12 protein-coding genes and 2 pseudogenes are annotated in these 16,173 nt (G+C 70.4%); 5 read left to right on the forward strand and 9 right to left on the reverse strand.

The features are described from left to right. The first annotated feature begins 61 nt into the window (after positions 1–61). Together ACFV6H_RS06050 and ACFV6H_RS06055 are read left to right on the forward strand one after the other, a co-directional pair. Positions 62–1,102 carry an MDR family NADP-dependent oxidoreductase gene (locus ACFV6H_RS06050; RefSeq protein ID WP_385539093.1) on the forward strand — a complete coding sequence of 347 codons (1,041 nt, stop codon included), beginning with the start codon at positions 62–64 and terminating at the stop codon, positions 1,100–1,102. Between the two features lie 84 nt (positions 1,103–1,186). Continuing rightward, positions 1,187–1,543 carry a MerR family transcriptional regulator gene (locus ACFV6H_RS06055; protein WP_384985763.1) on the forward strand — a complete coding sequence of 119 codons (357 nt, stop codon included), beginning with the start codon at positions 1,187–1,189 and terminating at the stop codon, positions 1,541–1,543. Between the two features lie 43 nt (positions 1,544–1,586). On the opposite strand, the gene ACFV6H_RS06060 is transcribed toward ACFV6H_RS06055, so the two are convergent. From ACFV6H_RS06060 to ACFV6H_RS06085, 6 genes and pseudogenes are all read right to left on the reverse strand, one after another. Then, entirely contained in the window at positions 1,587–2,030 is a 444-nt protein-coding gene (locus ACFV6H_RS06060; RefSeq protein ID WP_385539095.1) for a PAS domain-containing protein, read from the reverse strand. A gap of 209 nt (positions 2,031–2,239) precedes the next feature. Then, positions 2,240–2,809 carry a hypothetical protein gene (locus ACFV6H_RS06065; RefSeq protein ID WP_385539097.1) on the reverse strand — a complete coding sequence of 190 codons (570 nt, stop codon included), beginning with the start codon at positions 2,807–2,809 and terminating at the stop codon, positions 2,240–2,242. Between the two features lie 86 nt (positions 2,810–2,895). Continuing rightward, positions 2,896–3,630 carry a 2OG-Fe(II) oxygenase gene (locus tag ACFV6H_RS06070; protein ID WP_385539099.1) on the reverse strand — a complete coding sequence of 245 codons (735 nt, stop codon included), beginning with the start codon at positions 3,628–3,630 and terminating at the stop codon, positions 2,896–2,898. After that, positions 3,627–5,222 (reverse strand): AlkA N-terminal domain-containing protein, encoded by a 1,596-nt coding sequence (locus tag ACFV6H_RS06075; protein ID WP_385539101.1) that lies wholly within the window; start codon positions 5,220–5,222, stop codon positions 3,627–3,629. Before ACFV6H_RS06075 ends, ACFV6H_RS06070 begins: the two co-directional genes overlap by 4 nt. Before the next feature lie 70 nt (positions 5,223–5,292). Beyond that, positions 5,293–6,525, reverse strand: a complete 1,233-nt coding sequence (locus ACFV6H_RS06080; RefSeq protein ID WP_385539756.1) for an FAD-dependent oxidoreductase — start codon at positions 6,523–6,525, stop codon at positions 5,293–5,295. A 161-nt stretch (positions 6,526–6,686) separates the two neighbouring features. Beyond that, positions 6,687–7,513: pseudogene (locus tag ACFV6H_RS06085) on the reverse strand (SDR family NAD(P)-dependent oxidoreductase). 87 nt (positions 7,514–7,600) lie between these two features. On the opposite strand from ACFV6H_RS06085, the gene ACFV6H_RS06090 reads away from it, so the two are divergent. Then, positions 7,601–8,458, forward strand: coding sequence for a helix-turn-helix transcriptional regulator (locus ACFV6H_RS06090; protein ID WP_385539103.1), 858 nt, complete (start codon positions 7,601–7,603; stop codon positions 8,456–8,458). A 98-nt stretch (positions 8,459–8,556) separates the two neighbouring features. Here the strand turns inward: ACFV6H_RS06090 and ACFV6H_RS06095 are convergent, their stop codons facing one another. Further along, positions 8,557–9,384, reverse strand: a complete 828-nt coding sequence (locus ACFV6H_RS06095) for a L,D-transpeptidase family protein (RefSeq protein ID WP_385539105.1) — start codon at positions 9,382–9,384, stop codon at positions 8,557–8,559. Between the two features lie 216 nt (positions 9,385–9,600). Between ACFV6H_RS06095 and ACFV6H_RS06100 the strand changes: the two are divergent. Next, a pseudogene (locus tag ACFV6H_RS06100) lies at positions 9,601–10,178 on the forward strand (helix-turn-helix domain-containing protein). Between the two features lie 18 nt (positions 10,179–10,196). Here ACFV6H_RS06100 and ACFV6H_RS06105 read toward each other — a convergent pair. Together ACFV6H_RS06105 and ACFV6H_RS06110 are read right to left on the reverse strand one after the other, a co-directional pair. Next, on the reverse strand, positions 10,197–10,694 hold the full coding sequence (locus ACFV6H_RS06105) for a hypothetical protein (RefSeq protein ID WP_385539107.1): 498 nt from the start codon (positions 10,692–10,694) through the stop codon (positions 10,197–10,199). Positions 10,695–10,841: 147 nt separating this feature from the next. Beyond that, positions 10,842–13,316: a SpoIIE family protein phosphatase gene (locus ACFV6H_RS06110; RefSeq protein ID WP_385539110.1), complete on the reverse strand. Its 2,475-nt coding sequence runs from the start codon at positions 13,314–13,316 to the stop codon at positions 10,842–10,844. Between the two features lie 306 nt (positions 13,317–13,622). On the opposite strand from ACFV6H_RS06110, the gene ACFV6H_RS06115 reads away from it, so the two are divergent. Next, positions 13,623–16,115, forward strand: a complete 2,493-nt coding sequence (locus ACFV6H_RS06115; protein ID WP_385539112.1) for a SpoIIE family protein phosphatase — start codon at positions 13,623–13,625, stop codon at positions 16,113–16,115. The last annotated feature ends 58 nt before the right edge of the window (positions 16,116–16,173 follow it).

Raw genomic sequence — 16,173 nt, forward strand, 5'->3', positions numbered from 1 at the left:
CGCACTGCCCGTACCCGCCCATCCTCAGCGCCCTCAGCCCTCAGCCGTCAGGAGCACGAACATGACCACAGCTCTGCCCAGCACCGCCCGCGAGGTCCGGCTCGCCGCCATGCCCGAGGGGCTGCCCGGGCCCGAACACTTCGCCGTGGTCGAGACACCGCTGCCCGAGCCCGGGACGGGCCATCCCGGGACAGGCCACGTTCTCGTCAGAAACCGGTACTTCCTGGTCTTTCCCGGTCTGCGCACTCTGATCGGCGGCGAGGTCGAGGGCGTACCGCTGCCGCCGCTGCACAGCGGGGACACGCTGTTCGGTCCCGCCGTGGGCGAGGTCGTGGCGGCGCCGGCCGACAGCCCGCTGCGCGTGGGCGATACGGTCACCCATCTGCTCGGCTGGCGGGAGTATGCCCTGGTGGCCACCGCCGACTGCACTCCCGTGGACGGCACACTGCCGGATCCGGTCGCGTACCTCTCCTCGGGATCGGCCGCCTACGGCGCGCTGACGCTCCTCGCCGATGTCCGCGCGGGAGACACCGTCTTCGTCACCGGAGCGGCGGGAGGAGTGGGCTCCCTGGCCGGGCAGATCGCCCGGCTGCTGGGCGCCGGCCGGGTGATCGGCAGCACCGGCTCGCCGGAGAAGGCGGAGCGGCTGGTCTCCGAACTGGGCTATGACGCGGTCGTGCTGCGCGGAGCCGGGCCCATCGCCCGGCAGCTCGCCGAGGCGGCACCCGACGGGATCGATGTCCTGCTGGACAACGTCGGCGGCGAGCAGCTGGTCGCGGCACTCGGCGCGGCCCGGCAGGGCGCGCGGTTCGCGCTGGTCGGAGCCCTGTCGGGACAGCTGTCGGCGCAGCGGGCCGGTGGCAGCGCGCCGGTGGAGATCGATGCCTTCCGCCTGGTCGTCAAGGGCATCTCGCTGCGCGGATACAGCGGCTCGGACCACATTGACATGGAGAAGGAGTGGATCGCTCGCTTCGGCGACTGGCTGCGCTCCGGCAAGATCAGCTTCCCTCATACCCGGATCGCGGGCATCGATCGCGCACCGCTGGCGTTGCTGGAATTGATCGAAGGCCGGCACTTCGGGACCGTCGTCGTGGAACTCTAGCTGTAGTGCCACGGTCTCCGTTCGTCAGCCGGAGGCCGGGGCCCGGGGCTGGGACCGACGGAGAACGGGAAGCGGTGGCAGAGGATGCGGATCGGCGAAGCGGCGGCAGCGACCGGCACGACGCCCAGGGCGCTACGGTTCTACGAGCAGCGCGGATTACTGCCTCCGCCCGTCCGTACGGCATCCGGCCAGCGCGAATACGGTCCCGCCGAGATCGAGCGGATCCGCGTCATCCGCGAAATGCTGGGCCTCGGACTCACCGTCGAGGATCTGCGCAGCTGCGCCGACCGTCTCCATCTGATCTCCGAGAACCCACGGCGGCGGTGCGGTTCCGCCGAACCCGGCATCGTCAGCCGCAGACTCGACGCGCTCGACGCCGAGATCGGCCGGCTGGCCGGACTCCGCGAAAACCTCGCGCGGCGGGCCTTCGGAAACGGCTGACGACGACCGGGATCGATCGCCTGCACCTCTCCGAAGCCGGTCGTCAGGACGCCGTACGGCTCGGCTCGGCCGCCAGCAGTCGCTGCCGTATCGCCTTCTCCTGGGCCCGCCGCGCGGTGACATCCCGGATCACCGCCCCGACATGGCTCGCGTTGCCGTCGGAATCGGTCAGCAGCACCACGCTGAACTCGATCGAGACGGTCGAACCGTCCGCGGTCAGTGCGGGAACCGCCAGGAGGTCGTCGTCCCCGTACTTGCTGGCGCCGGCGGCCATGGCCGCCACAAAACCGTCCCAGTGACGCTGCCGGTGTTTCTCGGGAATGATCACATCCAGATTGCGCCCGGCCACCTCGGCCGCCGAGTAACCGAAGATCCGCTCCGCGCCTCGGTTCCAGTAGCGGATCAGCCCTTCACGGTCGGTGATCACCAGACCGTCGGGCGCCTGAGCCGCCATCCCGAGTACGACTTCGGGGTCCAAGTCTTCCATGACACCTCCGAGTTGGGGTGATCGATCAGCGTCGGTCCACGGAACGCCAGTTGATTGTATACAGTAGACGACGCTCCGGGCGAGGGCGATGGTTCGGGCCATGTCAGTCGCACGGCCCGCGCTGCTCGACGCTTGACGGAGAGCGGGACGCGAGCCGGCCACGCCCGGGCGAGCATGGCCGACTCGGTGCACCAAGCGGTTGAACTCCGCTACGCCTCGCCGTCGGACTCGCCGTCGTCGAACCGCGCGTCCAGAACCTCGTCGAGTTCAGCGGCCCATGTCTTGACCTGCTCCTTGGACGAGCCCTCGACATCGTGCTGGAACCAGCGCTGAGGCGACGTATAGACCGTGATACCGAAACGCCGCCCGAACCGCGGGACGTCGGTCTCCACCGCCTTGATCTCCTCCCAGTCGAAGTCGGCCTGCTCGCCGTCCAGCCGGAACGTGATACCGGCGTGGTCGGCGACGATCGTTCCGCGCCGGTCGGACGCCTCGAAGACGGGCCCGTCGTCTTTCTCCTCGTCGTCATCCTCTCCGGCGGGCGTCTCCGCCTCACCGTCGGCCGCCTCCTCCTTGGAGCCGGCGGTCTTCTCTCCCGGAACGGCGGCTTCCGGCGGTGTGTCCACCGCCTCCGCCTCCAGCTCCGTTTCCGTCTCCGAGGCGGTCTCGTCCCCCTCGTCCGCCCCGGCAGGGCGCGAGGGCAGGAGCCCGGGTACATACGCCGGATCGGTCCCGGCCGGGTGCGTCGGCAGAATAATGGGATCTGTTTGTTGCTCCACGGGGAGCAGTATGGCCGACATCCCTGTGTCCACAACCGCCGGGCGGAGCAGTCGAATCCGCAGAGGCCCGTCCGACGGCGATCTGTTCATGCCGCGTCGTGGAAGACAAGGCCGAGTGTGCGCCGGAGTCCCGAGCGCACGGTGCTCACACCGTGCCGCATCGGGCCGGTGGACCAGCCGCGCCTGGAGGCCACCGGCCGGTCGCGGGTGGTGAAGATCAGGCCGTGGCCCTGGGGCAAGGTCGTGGACGATGCCCGTGACTGGGCGCGTGGCCGCTGCTCGGTCATGATGAACTCGCCGCCGGTGAAGTCCGCTCCGGGCGCGTCCAGGCCGATGACGACCTGGAGCGGGAAGAGCATGTCACCGAACACATCGCGGTGCAGGGCGTTCCAGTCGCCGGGACCGTAACGCAGCAGGATCTGCGCGGACTTGGCCTGACCGGCCGCATGGCACAGCGCGATCCACTCCTCCAGAGCGTCGGGCCAGGGCGCGGGCTGTCCCAGCTTCTCGGCCCAGTCACGGGCGACGGGCAGCAGACGCGGATAGAACGCCTCTCGCAACTCCCCTACCACGTCCGGCAGTTCGTGAGTGAAGTAGCGGTACTGGCCGGAGCCGAAGCGGTGGCGGGCCATGTCGACGGTCGTACGGAAACGCCCGGTCTCGTCGTACAGGGCGGCGATATCGCGGCATTCGTCGGAGGTCAGCAGCGGCCCGGTGAGGGCATGGCCGTGCTCGTCGAGCTCGTCGGCAAGGGCGCGCCAGTCCTCCTCGGCGACACGGTCCGCAGGGCGCCCTGTCAGGCGGGTGGTGGTCTGCGTCATGATGAAAATTCCTTGTATGTGTCCTGGTAGGTGTCCTGCATGACGGCGCCGTCACCGCGACGGTCGGCGGCTGCGTTCCAGAAGTGGTGCATGGCGTAGCTGCGCCAGGGCCGCCAGGCCTCCGCGTCGACCGCCTCCGCGCCCGCGTGCCGCATCCCGGCCTGGACGGCCACATCGCCGGTCAGCAGCACATCCGGATCGCCGAGCGCGCGCATACGGATATAGCCCGCCGTCCACGGGCCGATACCGCGCAGGCCTTGCAGGGCCTTCTCCGCCTCGTCCCGGTCGGTGCCGACATCGAGACCGACCGTGCCGTCGGCGAGCGCTCCGGCGACCGTACGCAGAGTGGCGCGGCGCGAGTCGGGCATACCGAGCTCGCCGAGGGCGGCCTCCGCCAAGGCATCGACACACGGGAAGATATGCGTCAGCGCGCCGTCGGGAGCCTGGAGTGGCTGCCCGTAGGCGGCGACCAGGGCACTGCCGAGCCGCTGCCCGGCGGCCACCGTCACCTGCTGGCCCAGCACCGCCCGTACGGCGATTTCATGCGCGTCCGCGGCGCCGGGCGCGCGCAGTCCGGGCCGCCGCGCGACCAGTGGTGCCAGCGCGGCATCGGCGCCGAGGCGCTCGGCGACGGCGTACGGATCGGCGTCCAGGTCGAACAGACGGCGTATCCGCTGGGTGGCGGTGGTCAGATCCCGCAGATCACTCAGGTGCAGATGGCACTCCAGCCAGCCGCCCGCGCCGAGCGCCTCGCTTACCTCGGCGATGCCGGTGCCGTTGGGCAGACGCAGCGTGCGCCGGTAGATGCGGGCCCCACGCTGGCCGGTGATCTCCTCAATGCCAGCGATGGCGCGGGCATCGAGATAGTCCATGATCTCGGTGACGGCGTACGGGCCGCGACAGGCCAGCCGCAGCGGCACTCCGGCCGCGCCGCTCACCGTACCGACGTTCGCCGCACCGGCACTCACCGTGCCGACCGATCCGAAGCGTGAGGAGCGTCCCGGCTGGGCGGCGCGCAGCCGGCTGGGAGTGACGGCGTAGATCTCGCGGATCGTGTCGTTGAACTGCCGTACGCTCGCGAACCCGGCCGCGAAGGCGATCTCGGCGGCCTGCATGGTGGTGGTCTGGAGCAGTATCCGCGCGGTGTGCGCCCGCTGGGCCCGCGCCAGCGCGATCGGCCCGGCGCCGACCTCGGCGTTGAGCTGCCGCTGCACCTGCCGGGCGCTGTAGCCCAGACGTACGGCCAGTCCGGCCACGCCCTCGCGGTCCACGACGCCGTCACCGATCAGCCGCATGGCGCGGCCGACCACATCGGCGCGCACGTTCCACTCGGCGGAGCCGGGTACGGCGTCCGGGCGGCAGCGGCGGCAGGCCCGGAACCCGGAGCCCTGCGCGGCGGCTGCGGTGGGGAAGAAGCACACGTTCTGCCGCTTGGGCGTGGTGGCCGGGCAGCTCGGACGGCAGTAGATCCCGGTCGTGGACACGGCGAAGAAGAACTCGCCGTCGAACCGGGCATCACGGCTGCACACCGCCTCGTACCTGCTGTCGTCCTCGTACCCGCTGTCGTCGGTGTACCTGCTGTCGTCGGTCATCACCTCTTCACTGTGCGACGGCCCACGGCGATGCGCTGGCGGAAAACAGACATCGCATTCGAGATCGGTCTCACCGCACCGACGCCGCCGGCGGATGCTCGCGTACGGCGCCGTAGGCGAAAAAGTACGCCGGTACCCGGCTCAGCCACGGCGAGGTGGTGAGCAGGTCGGTGATCCGCCGCGCCCGCCTCGGGTCGCCGAAGGGCGGGCGTCCCGCCAGCACCGGTTCGACGACCCGTGCATGAGCGGTCCGTTGCAGCGCCTGCGTCAAGGCCGCGGTGGGCCACCGGCGGCGCTGGACGGCCCGTACGTCCCGCAGACCGACCGCGCCCTCGCGCAGCGGCCCGACGAGATACCGGGCGGCGGCCACGGCGTCCTCGACGGCGAGATTGATGCCGATACCGAAGACCGGCGACATCGCGTGCGCCGCGTCGCCGATGCAGAGCAGCCCAGGGCGGTGCCAGCGCCGGAGGCGGTCGAGCCGTACGTCGAGCAGCTTCACCTCGTCCCACGACCGCAGCGCGTGCGGCCGGCCCGCGAGCCAGGGGACGGCGGCCGTGAAGTCGGCGATGAAACGGTCGAGACCGGCGGCGCGGCGCCGGCTGTCGCTTCCCTTGGGAATCAGCGCGGCGCACTGCCAGTACTCACCGCGGTCGATCACAACGGTGAGAAACCGGTCGCCGATGCCTCCCACGAGCCCGCGCGGATCGCTCTCGTGCCGCGGCAGCCGGAACCACCAGGCGTCCATGGGACAGGTGAACCTCCGCAGCCGCAGTTCGGGCAGCGACCGGGCCGGCGAGCCCCGGCCGTCGCAGGCCACCGTCAGCGTGGCCCGCAGCTCACCGGTACGGCCGTCGGGCGTGCGGTACCGCACGCCGGTGACCCGGCCACGCTCCACCAGGAAAGACGTCGCCTCCGTACTCATCCGCAGAGAGAAGGACGGCTCCAGCCGCGCCTCGTCCGCCAGAAGGTTGAGCAGGTCCCGCTGCGGCACCATCGCGATGTAGTTGTACGGCGCCCGCAGCGCGCCGATGTTCCCGACGGTGACCAGCGAGCGGTCCGGACCGAGCGGCAGCTGCACCGCCGTCACCCGCCGCTGCGGCAGACGGGCGAACCGCTCGGCCAGGCCCAGCTCGTCCAGCAGGGCCAAGGTCGACGGATGCACGGTGTCACCGCGGAAGTCACGCAGGAAATCACCGTGCTTCTCCAGGACCGTGACCTCGACACCGGCGCGGGCCAGCAGCAGACCGAGAACCATCCCGGCGGGGCCGCCGCCCACCACACAGCACGTGGTCCGCTCCATCGCGTCCATTGCGCCCGCTCCCTTCGGTGAAACCAGGATCGGGTGAGATCGGGTGAGATCACGCGACTCACCGCACGGGAGGTGGTGGCCCGCACCTGGCCGCACGACGAGTGTGGCATCGGGACGGAGGACGCGCGGACGGCGAGCGCCGTACGGGTGGTTCAGGCCCGCGCGCCGCCGTCGACCCGTAGGACCGTGCCGGTGACGTAGGAGGAGCGGTCGCTGAGGAGCCAGGCGGCGGCCGGGCGATTTCGTCGGGATCGGCGGCGCGGCGCAGCGGCGTCTGCGCCGTGAGCCGCTCGACGATGCCGGGCGAATTCGCTTCCCAGGCACGGATCATCTCGGTCAGCGTGGTGCCGGGCGCGATCGCGTTGACGCGGATGCCTTCCGGGCCGTAGGTAACGGCGGCCGATTCGGTGAGGCTGTTGACCGCCCGCTTCATCGCACCGTAGGCGGGCAGCTCCGGATTGCCCATCAGGCTGCCGACGCTGGAGTTGTTGACGATGGCTCCGGTCCCGGCGGTGGCCCGGATGGCGGCCACCTCGGCGACCATGGCCAGCCACGGGCCCTTGAGGTTCACGGCGTAGACATGGTCGAAGTCGGCCTCGCGCACCTGGTCCATCGGGCCGGGCGGCACGATCGTCGCGCCATTGTTGAAGGCGACATCGAGCCGGCCGTACAGATCCACGGCCCGGTCGACAGCGGCCCGTACGCTCGCCGCGTCGGCCAGATCGCACACCACATGGTCCGCGATACCGCCCGCCGCCCGGACCTCCTCGGTCACCGCCTTGAGCTGGGCCTCCGTACGGGCCGCGAGCAGCACCCGGGCGCCCTCGCGGGCGAACAGCCGGGCCGCCGCGGCGCCGATACCGCGTCCGGCGCCGGTGATGAAGGCGACCTTGCCGGCCAGCAGGCCGGAGGCGTCGCTCGCCGGGGTGGCAGTTGATGTACCCGTGGTTGATGTGCCGGTGGTCGGTGTGTTGTCCATGGCAGTGAGCCTGCGCCGGTCCGCGGACCCGTTCCAGGCACCGGCGGTACCTGGATAGGCTCCCCGACACCCGCGCACACTGGGTATGTGGACAGACGAGAACTGGCGGCCTTCCTGCGCAGCAGGCGCGAGCGGATCACGCCCGCCGATGTGGGCCTGCCCGCAGGACCGCGCCGCCGCACTCCGGGGCTGCGTCGCGAAGAGGCGGCGCAGTTGGCGTTCATCTCGACCGAGTACTACACACGGCTTGAGCAGGCCCGTGGCCCGCGCCCGTCGCACGAGGTGCTGGCCGGACTGGCCCGCGCCCTGCGCCTGTCGAACGCCGAGCGCGACCACCTCCACCACCTCGCCCTCGGCGCTCCGCCCGCGCCGTCCGCCGGGCCGCCGCGCGAGGTACGGCAGAGCATCCTCGATCTGCTGCGCCGGCTGCCGCAGGCCGCCGCGATCGTGACGTCCGCGGCATACGAGGTGATCGCCTGGAACAATCTGGCCGCCGCTCTCATGGAGGACTTCTCCGCCCTGTCGCGGCGCGACCGCAATCTCGTACGCCGTGTCTTCCTCGGGCCGCACCGGCCGGGGCGGCGGCGGTTGTACGGAGTGTCGGACGCGGACGAGTTCGCCCGTACCTCGGCCCAGCATCTGCGCGCCACCGCCGCCCGTTACCCGGACGATCCCGAGGTGACCGAGCTGGTCGGTGAACTCCTCGCCGGAAGCGAGGAGTTCAGCCGGCTGTGGGCCTCCCACGACGTGTGCGCCGAGCCCACGCTGCGCAAGACTTTCCAGCACCCGCTGGTCGGCCTGGTCACCGTCAACTGCGACGTCCTCGACATCACCGACCGGGACCAGCGGGTCGTGATCTACACCGCGGACCCGGGCTCACCGTCCGAGGAGGCGCTGCGGCTGCTGTTGGTTGTCGGCACACAGCGCATGGACGTGCCCGGCTGAGCCGGCCGCGTACGGCGCGGTTCGGCGGGCTCAGTGCTTGAGCGGGGTCCGTGCTTGAGCGGGGTCCGTGCTTGAGCGGGGTCCGTGCTTGAGCGACCTCAGCGCTGGAGCGACTCCGCGTCTCCCATCACCACCACCGGCTTCTTCATCGGATCCAGCAGCCGCAGCAGCTCCTTCATCCGGCCGCGCGGCAGCGAGACACAGCCCTGGGTAGGGCCGCCATGGTCCACATGGAGCCAGATGCCGCCGCCCTTGTCCGCACCGAGCGGGCGGGTCCAGTCCAGCGGTGTGTTGCCCGGTACGCGGTTGTAGTTGATCGCCACGACATAGTCGAAGGATCCAACGAGCGAGTCGCCCTGGAAACCGGTGCCCGAGACCGAGAAGGCCGGGCCTCGGTCGTACGGAAGTCTCGTCCCCGGATCGGGCAGCAGACCGCCCGCGTCGGTGAGGCCGAACACACCGATCGGCGTGCGCAGATCGCCTCGGACGTGGTCGTCGGTCCAGCCACGCTTCGCGTTGTGGGCGGGCCATACGTCGCTGACGGGTGCCCAGCCGGTGACCGGGTCGCGTTCGTAGACCAGCACGGTGCCGGTGTTACGGTCCCTGCCTGCGCCGGTCGCCACGACGGCCTGGTCCGTCTCCGGAGGGATGGCGGCGAGGGTCCTCGGGCCGAGGCCGGGTATCACCTTCGGCTCGGCGGTCTGCGGCTCGGGAGCGGACCGGCCGGCGGTACCACCGAGGGAGCCGACGGTACCGCCGTGGGAACCGGCGCTGTCCGTGCCGTCGACGCCCTTCCCGTCGGCAGTCGTCCCGCCCGGCGCGGATCCTCCGTCGGCCGCCGCGCCTCCGCAGCCGGTGAGCAGCAGGCCGGAGGCCAGCAGCGCGGCGGCCAGCCGTGGCCCTCTGCGGACAGAACTGACAGACATACCGGGACCTTTCGTTGTGCTTTCCACGCGTGTTCGTCGTGTGCTCGTCATGCGCTCAGAGGTGGAACACGATGGGATGCCGGTCAGGTTGCCTCCGCGGCGAAAAATCCCTGACCAGGCCGGCCCGGACCCGTCCGGCCGTTCCTGGGGACAACAGGCGTTCCTGGGAGTAACAGGGCCAGGCGGCGGACATGTCCGGTCGCTACCGTTGACGTCATGGACAGCAGCGACAACCGCATCGGCGAGTACCTCCGTGCCCGGCGCAATCTGGTTCGGCCGGAGGACGCGGGACTGCCGGGCAGCGGCCTCCGTCGCGTGCCGGGACTGCGGCGCGAGGAGGTGGCGATGCCGGCCGGTATCAGCGCCGACTACTACCTCCGGCTGGAACAAGGGCGCGATCACCGGCCCTCGCCGGAAGTCAGGGAGTCGCCGGTCTGCGAACCGTGGTCGGGCCCGATGTCGACGATCCTCGGCTGGTGGAACTGGTCGGAGAGCTGTCGGTCCGGAGCGAAAGATTCCGGCAGCTATGGGGACGCCATGATGTGCAACCGAAGAAGGGCCGCACCAGCCGGCTTTCCCATCCGCAGGTCGGCGACATGGATCTCCAGTCCAACAAGCTCGCCATTGGCGGCACCGACGGCCTGATCCTGGTCGTTTTCAATGCCGAACCCGGCAGCCGGAGTGCCGAACTGCTGGCGATACTGGGCAGCCTGACCGCCTCCGGCGGCCCGGCGGCGCAAGAGAATCCAATCACCGACCCGATCACCAACCCGCCGAGCAGCGAAAAGGAGTAGCCCTCCCGGCGTGGCACATTACATATGGTGGTCCGGCTCCCGGTCGGTCCGGGCGTCGGAGGAGCCGGGCTCGGCGTGGATCTTCTTTCTGGGGCGGTACTCCGTGAGGACGGGAAGGGCGACGGCGGTCAGCGCCAGCACGAGCGCGGCAGGGCCGATGTAACCAGGGCCACCGCTGGTGGCATAGCTGCCGCCGCCGTCGATGTGGCACACAAAACGAACGGGCAGATACTCGATCCGGTAACCATCGACCTCGGCCGCTCGCTCCGTCCCGCCGGCACGGATGCATTCCCTGGTCGGGACGGAGCTGGTGCCGCCGTCCTCCGCCTCCAGGACCGCGCCGACAGCGTGAAGAGCACCCCACACATAGAGGGCGACCGCGCCCGCGCCCGCGAAGGCCGCCACACCGCGGGCTGCGACGACCACGCCCGGACGCTCGGCCCGGTGCCGGGTCAGGGTGGCGAAGCCGTAGCCGGTGAGGCCGACGGCGACGATCGCCCCGATCAAGATGATCAAAAACAGGACCATGGCCCCGCCCTTCCCTCGGCTGCCACCGTCCGGCCCACCACTCCCCGGTCGCGCCCACACCTCAACGACAAGGGCGTACGCACCAGTTGCTCGTGCAGGAATCATACGGGCCGGTCCTCCAGCCTCGGCTCGCGTTCATCCGTCCGCGGCTGCCGCCGAGCTGAGGTCGTACGCGGACACCGGTGTCAGTTCCTGCTCGGCCCATACGGTTTTGCCGTCCGTTGTGTAGCGAGTGCCCCGTCGGTGGGACATCTGCGCGACGAGGAAAAGGCCGCGGCCGTCCTCGTCGGTGGTCCGGGCATGGCGCAGGCGCGGGAGGCTGTTGCTGGTGTCGGAGACCTCGCAGGTCAGCAGCTGGTGCCGGATCAGACGCAGACCGATCGGGCCGGTGGCGTGGCGGATGGCGTTGGTGACCAGTTCGCTGACGATCAGCTCGGTGGTCATGGCCAGATCCTCCAGTCCCCACTGGGTCAGTTGCCGTACGGCCAGGGACCGGGCGGTGCTGACGACGGCCGGGTCGGGCGGCAGTTCCCAGAAGACCGTCTGGCTCGGGCTGAGTGTGCGGGTCCGGGCGAGGAGCAGGGTGACATCGTCGTACGGTGCCGGGGTACCCAGCGAATCGACCACGGCCGAGCACAGGTCTTCCAGCGGAAGGCCCGGCTGTGCCGCCAGCACGGTGCTCAGGCGGTGTATCCCGGCGTCGATGTCCTGGTCGCGGCTCTCGACAAGCCCGTCGGTGTAGAAGGCGAGCACGCTCGCCTCGGGCAGTTCCAGCTCCACGGACTCGAAGGGCACCAGTCCGAGGCCGAGCGGCGTTCCGGCGGGCAGGTCGGGGAAGGTGACCTGGCCGTCCGGGTCGACGATCGCGGGCGGCGGGTGGCCGGCCCGTGCCATCGTGCAGCGCCGGAGGACCGGATCGTAGACGGCGTACAGGCAGGTGGCCCCGAGGACCGCGGTGGCCGTGCCCTTGTCGTCGGCGTCCTCCTCGATGAGGCGGATGGCCAGATCGTCCAGGTGGGCCAGCAGTTCGTCGGGCGGCAGGTCCATGTCCGCGAGGGTGTGCACGGCGGTACGGAGCCGGCCCATGGTCGCCGCCGCGTTGATGCCGTGCCCGACCACATCGCCGACGACCAGCGCCACCCGGGCGCCGGACAGCGGGATCACATCGAACCAGTCACCTCCGGCGCCGTGGCGGCTGTCGGCCGGCAGATAGTGCGAGGCCACCTCGACGGCGGTCCCGCCGGTGAGACGCTGCGGAAGCAGATTGCGCTGGAGCGCGAAGGCCGTGGCGCGTTCACGGGTGTACCGGTTGGCGTTGTCCAGAGAGAGCGCGGCCCGGTTGACGAGTTCCTCGGCGAGGAGCAGATCGTCCTCCTCGAACGGTGTCGGATCCTCCGTACGGGCGAAGAACGCGACGCCCAGCACCGCGCCGCGCGCGTGGATCGGCACATACATGCAGGAGTGCATGCCGACCTCACGGATCTTCTTCACCCGTACCGGATCCTGGGCGAGCCATGAGCCGGGAGCGGTGTCCATGACTCGTTCCATACGGGACTTGCCTGAGGACAGAACGTACGTGAAGGGCGAATTCGGCGGTACGAAGACCGTCTCTCCGCGTGCCCACAGAGCCTCCGGGATTCCCGGCCGGATCGATGCCAGACCCGCCCGGCAGAACACGGGAATCTGTCCGCCCATCGGCCCCAGCCGGGCCAGGGACTCCTCGCCGAGCTGGACCGACTCGACCAGGTCGACGGCGGCGAAGTCGGCGAGGAGCGGCACCGCGAGATCGGCCAGCTCCTGCCCGGTCCGCATGACGTCCAGAGTGCTGCCGATACGTGTGCTGGCCTCGCCGATGATCGCCAGGCGTTCGCGCGCCTGCTCCCTGCGGGTGACGTCCACCCACATGGCGCACACGCCCAGGGCGCGGCCGTCCGGGTCCTCCAGACGGAAGATGGAGACCGAGAACGTGCGCTCCCGGTGCCGGTCCACCGGCAGCCATGCCCGGAACTCCAGGTCGGTCACCGGCTTGCCGGTGTTCAGCACGCGCCGCATCACCGCCTCGGCCTCTTCGGCCTCGGCGAGGCCGGGCAGTGACTCCGTCAGCCGGCGGCCCAGCCGCTCTTCGCGCGGGATGCCGTCCTGGAGTTCCAGGGTGTCGTTCACCCAGGTGCAGCGGAGCTCCGCATCGCGGACGATGATGCCGACCGGAGCGCGGGCCAGCAGCGATTCGAGCGCCAGTCCGTCCGCCGCTCCTGGCGAGAGCGCCGGTGTGCCGGTCGCCGAGACCAGCCACTGCGCCCCTCCGTCCGGGCCGGAGAGCGGCGAGACCCGCACGCTCATATCGAGCCTGCGGCCGTCGCGGTGGCGGAGCGCCACAAACCCGGACCAGCCGCCCTGGGCGCGGCACCGTTCCACGAACACCGACGCCTTCGGCGCGTCCCCGGAAGGGAGCAGCATGAGCCCGGCCGGCCGGCCCATCACTTCCGCGGCGGAGTACCCGAGCAGCCGCTCGGCGCCCGGCGTCCACCCGGCCACCGCCCCGCCCGCGTCCAGCACCGCCGTCGCCGCGCCGTCCATCCGCACCGACCTCTGCGCCACGTCGGGCGCCATGCGCTCAAGGTTGTCCACTGCGGCCATCCCGCCCGCGAGGCACCTCCCGTACGACCGGCGTCGCGCCGGCCGTACGGTCGGGCCGATCGGCCGACAGCGCGCACTCAAAAGTCATTATTCCGACGTTAGCATGATTTGTAGACAATATTCAGACAACGCTACCGCAGTCGGGTCATCACGCGGAGTGTTCGGACCGCAGGCCGCCCGCACCAGTCCGGCGAACCGATCTAGACATTTATAGATTGATATGCCCGGGTAGGAGGCGGGTAGAAGGAGTGCGCTCCGTCGGGGAACCAGGGAGCCGCAATGGATGAGCGTGCCGATGTCATGGGCGAGCCGGGCTTCTGCTTGCCCGCTCCCGCCGTCGCGGTGCTGGACGGACACGGCAGGATCATGGAGTGGTCCGCCGAGGCGGAGCGCCTGGTGGGTATGACCTTCGCGGAGGTGAAGGGCCGGCCGTTCGCCGATCTGCTGGCCGCGCCGCCGACGTGGGCGTCCGGAGCCGACGGTACGGGCGTCGGAGGTACTCACGCGGTCCTTGTACGGTCCGCCTCGGACAAGGGCCAGGGCAGCGGCAGTGACCATGCCAAGACCGACAAGGACCAGGGCAAGAACAAGAACAAGAACAAGGACGTCTTCCTGTGGGCGTCACCGCTGGTCGACTCCGGGCGCCGTCTCGTACTGCTCGTTCCGCTCGGCCAGGCACTGAGGTGGGGCCACGGACTCTCCTTCCTGAACGCGGTGTTCGGGCAGCAAATGGTCGGCGTGGCATTCCATGACACCGATCTGACCGTGGTGTGGACGAACATCACCTCGGAGATGTTCGGCGGCCCGCCGCTGAATCCCGGTGACCGGCTGGGCACCGTCATGCGGGTCGAGGACGCTGCGGCGGTCGAGGTGCTGCTGCGGCAGGTCCTGAAGACCGGTGTGCCCGTTCTCGGGCACGAGTCGCAGATGCGCTCCCGCAAGCCCGGCGAGCGGGAGTGGACGCTGGCGCTGAACGTGATGCGCATGGAGAACATCCGGGGAGAGCCGGCCGGACTCATGGTGTCGGTCACCGACGTCACCGCGCGGAGCAGGATCCTGCGCCACCGGGATCTGCTGCACCGGTCCGCCAGCCGGCTGGGCATGTCCCTCGACATCACACGGACGGCGCGCGCCCTGGCCGATGTCGTCGTACCCGATCTGGCGAATCTCGTCACGGTCGACCTGGCCCAGCCCATCCTGTCCGGCGGCGAACCACCGCAGGTGTTCGGCGGCGGTGAATCCGATCTGGTCCGCGTCGCGGTCGCCTCGACCGACGGCCCGTGGCCCGCGGAACTGCTCCAGGCCGGCGGCGTCTACCCCGCTCTGCCGCCGAGCCCGGAGCTGCGCCAGATACAGAAGAACCGTTCCGTCCGGCTGAGCCGGGACGAGGTGATCCACGCGCTGGGCGAGATGGCTCCGCTTCTCGTCCCGCCAGGTGCCCACACCCTGGCCGTGACACCACTGCACGCCAGGGGCCGGGTGCTCGGCACGATCACGGCATGGCGCACCCGGCAGCCCGGGACGTTCGACGACACCGAGATGGAGCTGCTCGCGGAGATCGGCTCCCGGGCCGCGCTCGCCATCGACAACGCCCGCCGTTACGCCAGGGAGCACCGTACAGCGATGACCTTGCAGCAACGGCTCCTGCCGCGGGCCACCACGGACACTCCGGCGGCCGAGACCGCCGCCATCTACCGGCCCGCCCACGGCGGACACGGCATCAGCGGAGACTGGTTCGACGCCATCCCGCTGCCGTCCCTGCGCGTGGCGCTGGTCGTCGGCGATGTCATCGGACACGGTCTGATCGCCACCGCCACGATGGGCCGGCTCCGTACGGCCATCCAGACCTTCGCCGATCTGGAACTGGATCCCGCGGAGGTCCTCACCCATGTCGACGACCTGGTCCACCGGCTCGCCGCCGAAGCACCGCCCACCACGCGCGATGTCGTGGGTGCCACCTGCCTGTACGCGGTCTACGATCCGCTCACCCGCCGCTGCACCTTGGCCAGCGCGGGACAACCACCGCCGGTGCTGATCGGTCCCGAAGGCACCGCCCGACTGATCGACGTCAACGCGGGACCGCCTCTCGGAGTCGGCGGCGTGCCCTACGAGTCCAGCACCTTGGAGATCGAACCGGGCAGCATTCTCGCTCTCTACACCGACGGGATACTCGGGCTGAAACCGTACGCCGGCCGCGACGGAATGCGACACCTCCAGGACGAGATCGCCCTCCAGGCGCGTTCGCACAGGTCGCTGGACGACATCGGGCAGGCGGTCCTCGGCGACGCCCACGAAGGACCGTCACGCGACGACATCACCTTGCTGCTGTCCCGTATGCGACGGCTGCCTGCGGACAGTGTGCGGAGCTGGATATTCCCGGCGGACCTGAACGCGGTCTCCGAGGCCCGCGCCGTGGCCGGACACCAGCTCTCCGCCTGGAGCCTGGGCGATATCGCGTTCACCACGGAGCTCGTGGTGAGTGAACTCGTGACCAACGCCATCCGCTACGCGGGCGGCCCGGTGGAACTGCGGCTGATCCGGGACGGAACGCTGATCTGCGAGGTCACCGATCCGAGCAACACACAGCCACGCCTGGTCAGGGCCGCCGACACCGACGAGGGCGGACGCGGACTGTTCATCGTGGCCCAGTGCACCACCCGCTGGGGCTGCCGCTACGGCCGCAGAGGCAAGACCATCTGGACCGAACTGCCGCTCGCCGAGAGCGTGACCGAGCCGCTCGCCGAAAACGTGACCGGCCCGCCGACCTCGTAGCCGACCTCGTAGTTCGTCCGGGCGCATGGACGGGCCGCGATGGATTCGTCGGCTCGGA

Origin of the sequence: Streptomyces sp. NPDC059743, assembly GCF_042732975.1 — a bacterium.
GTDB lineage: Bacteria > Actinomycetota > Actinomycetes > Streptomycetales > Streptomycetaceae > Streptomyces.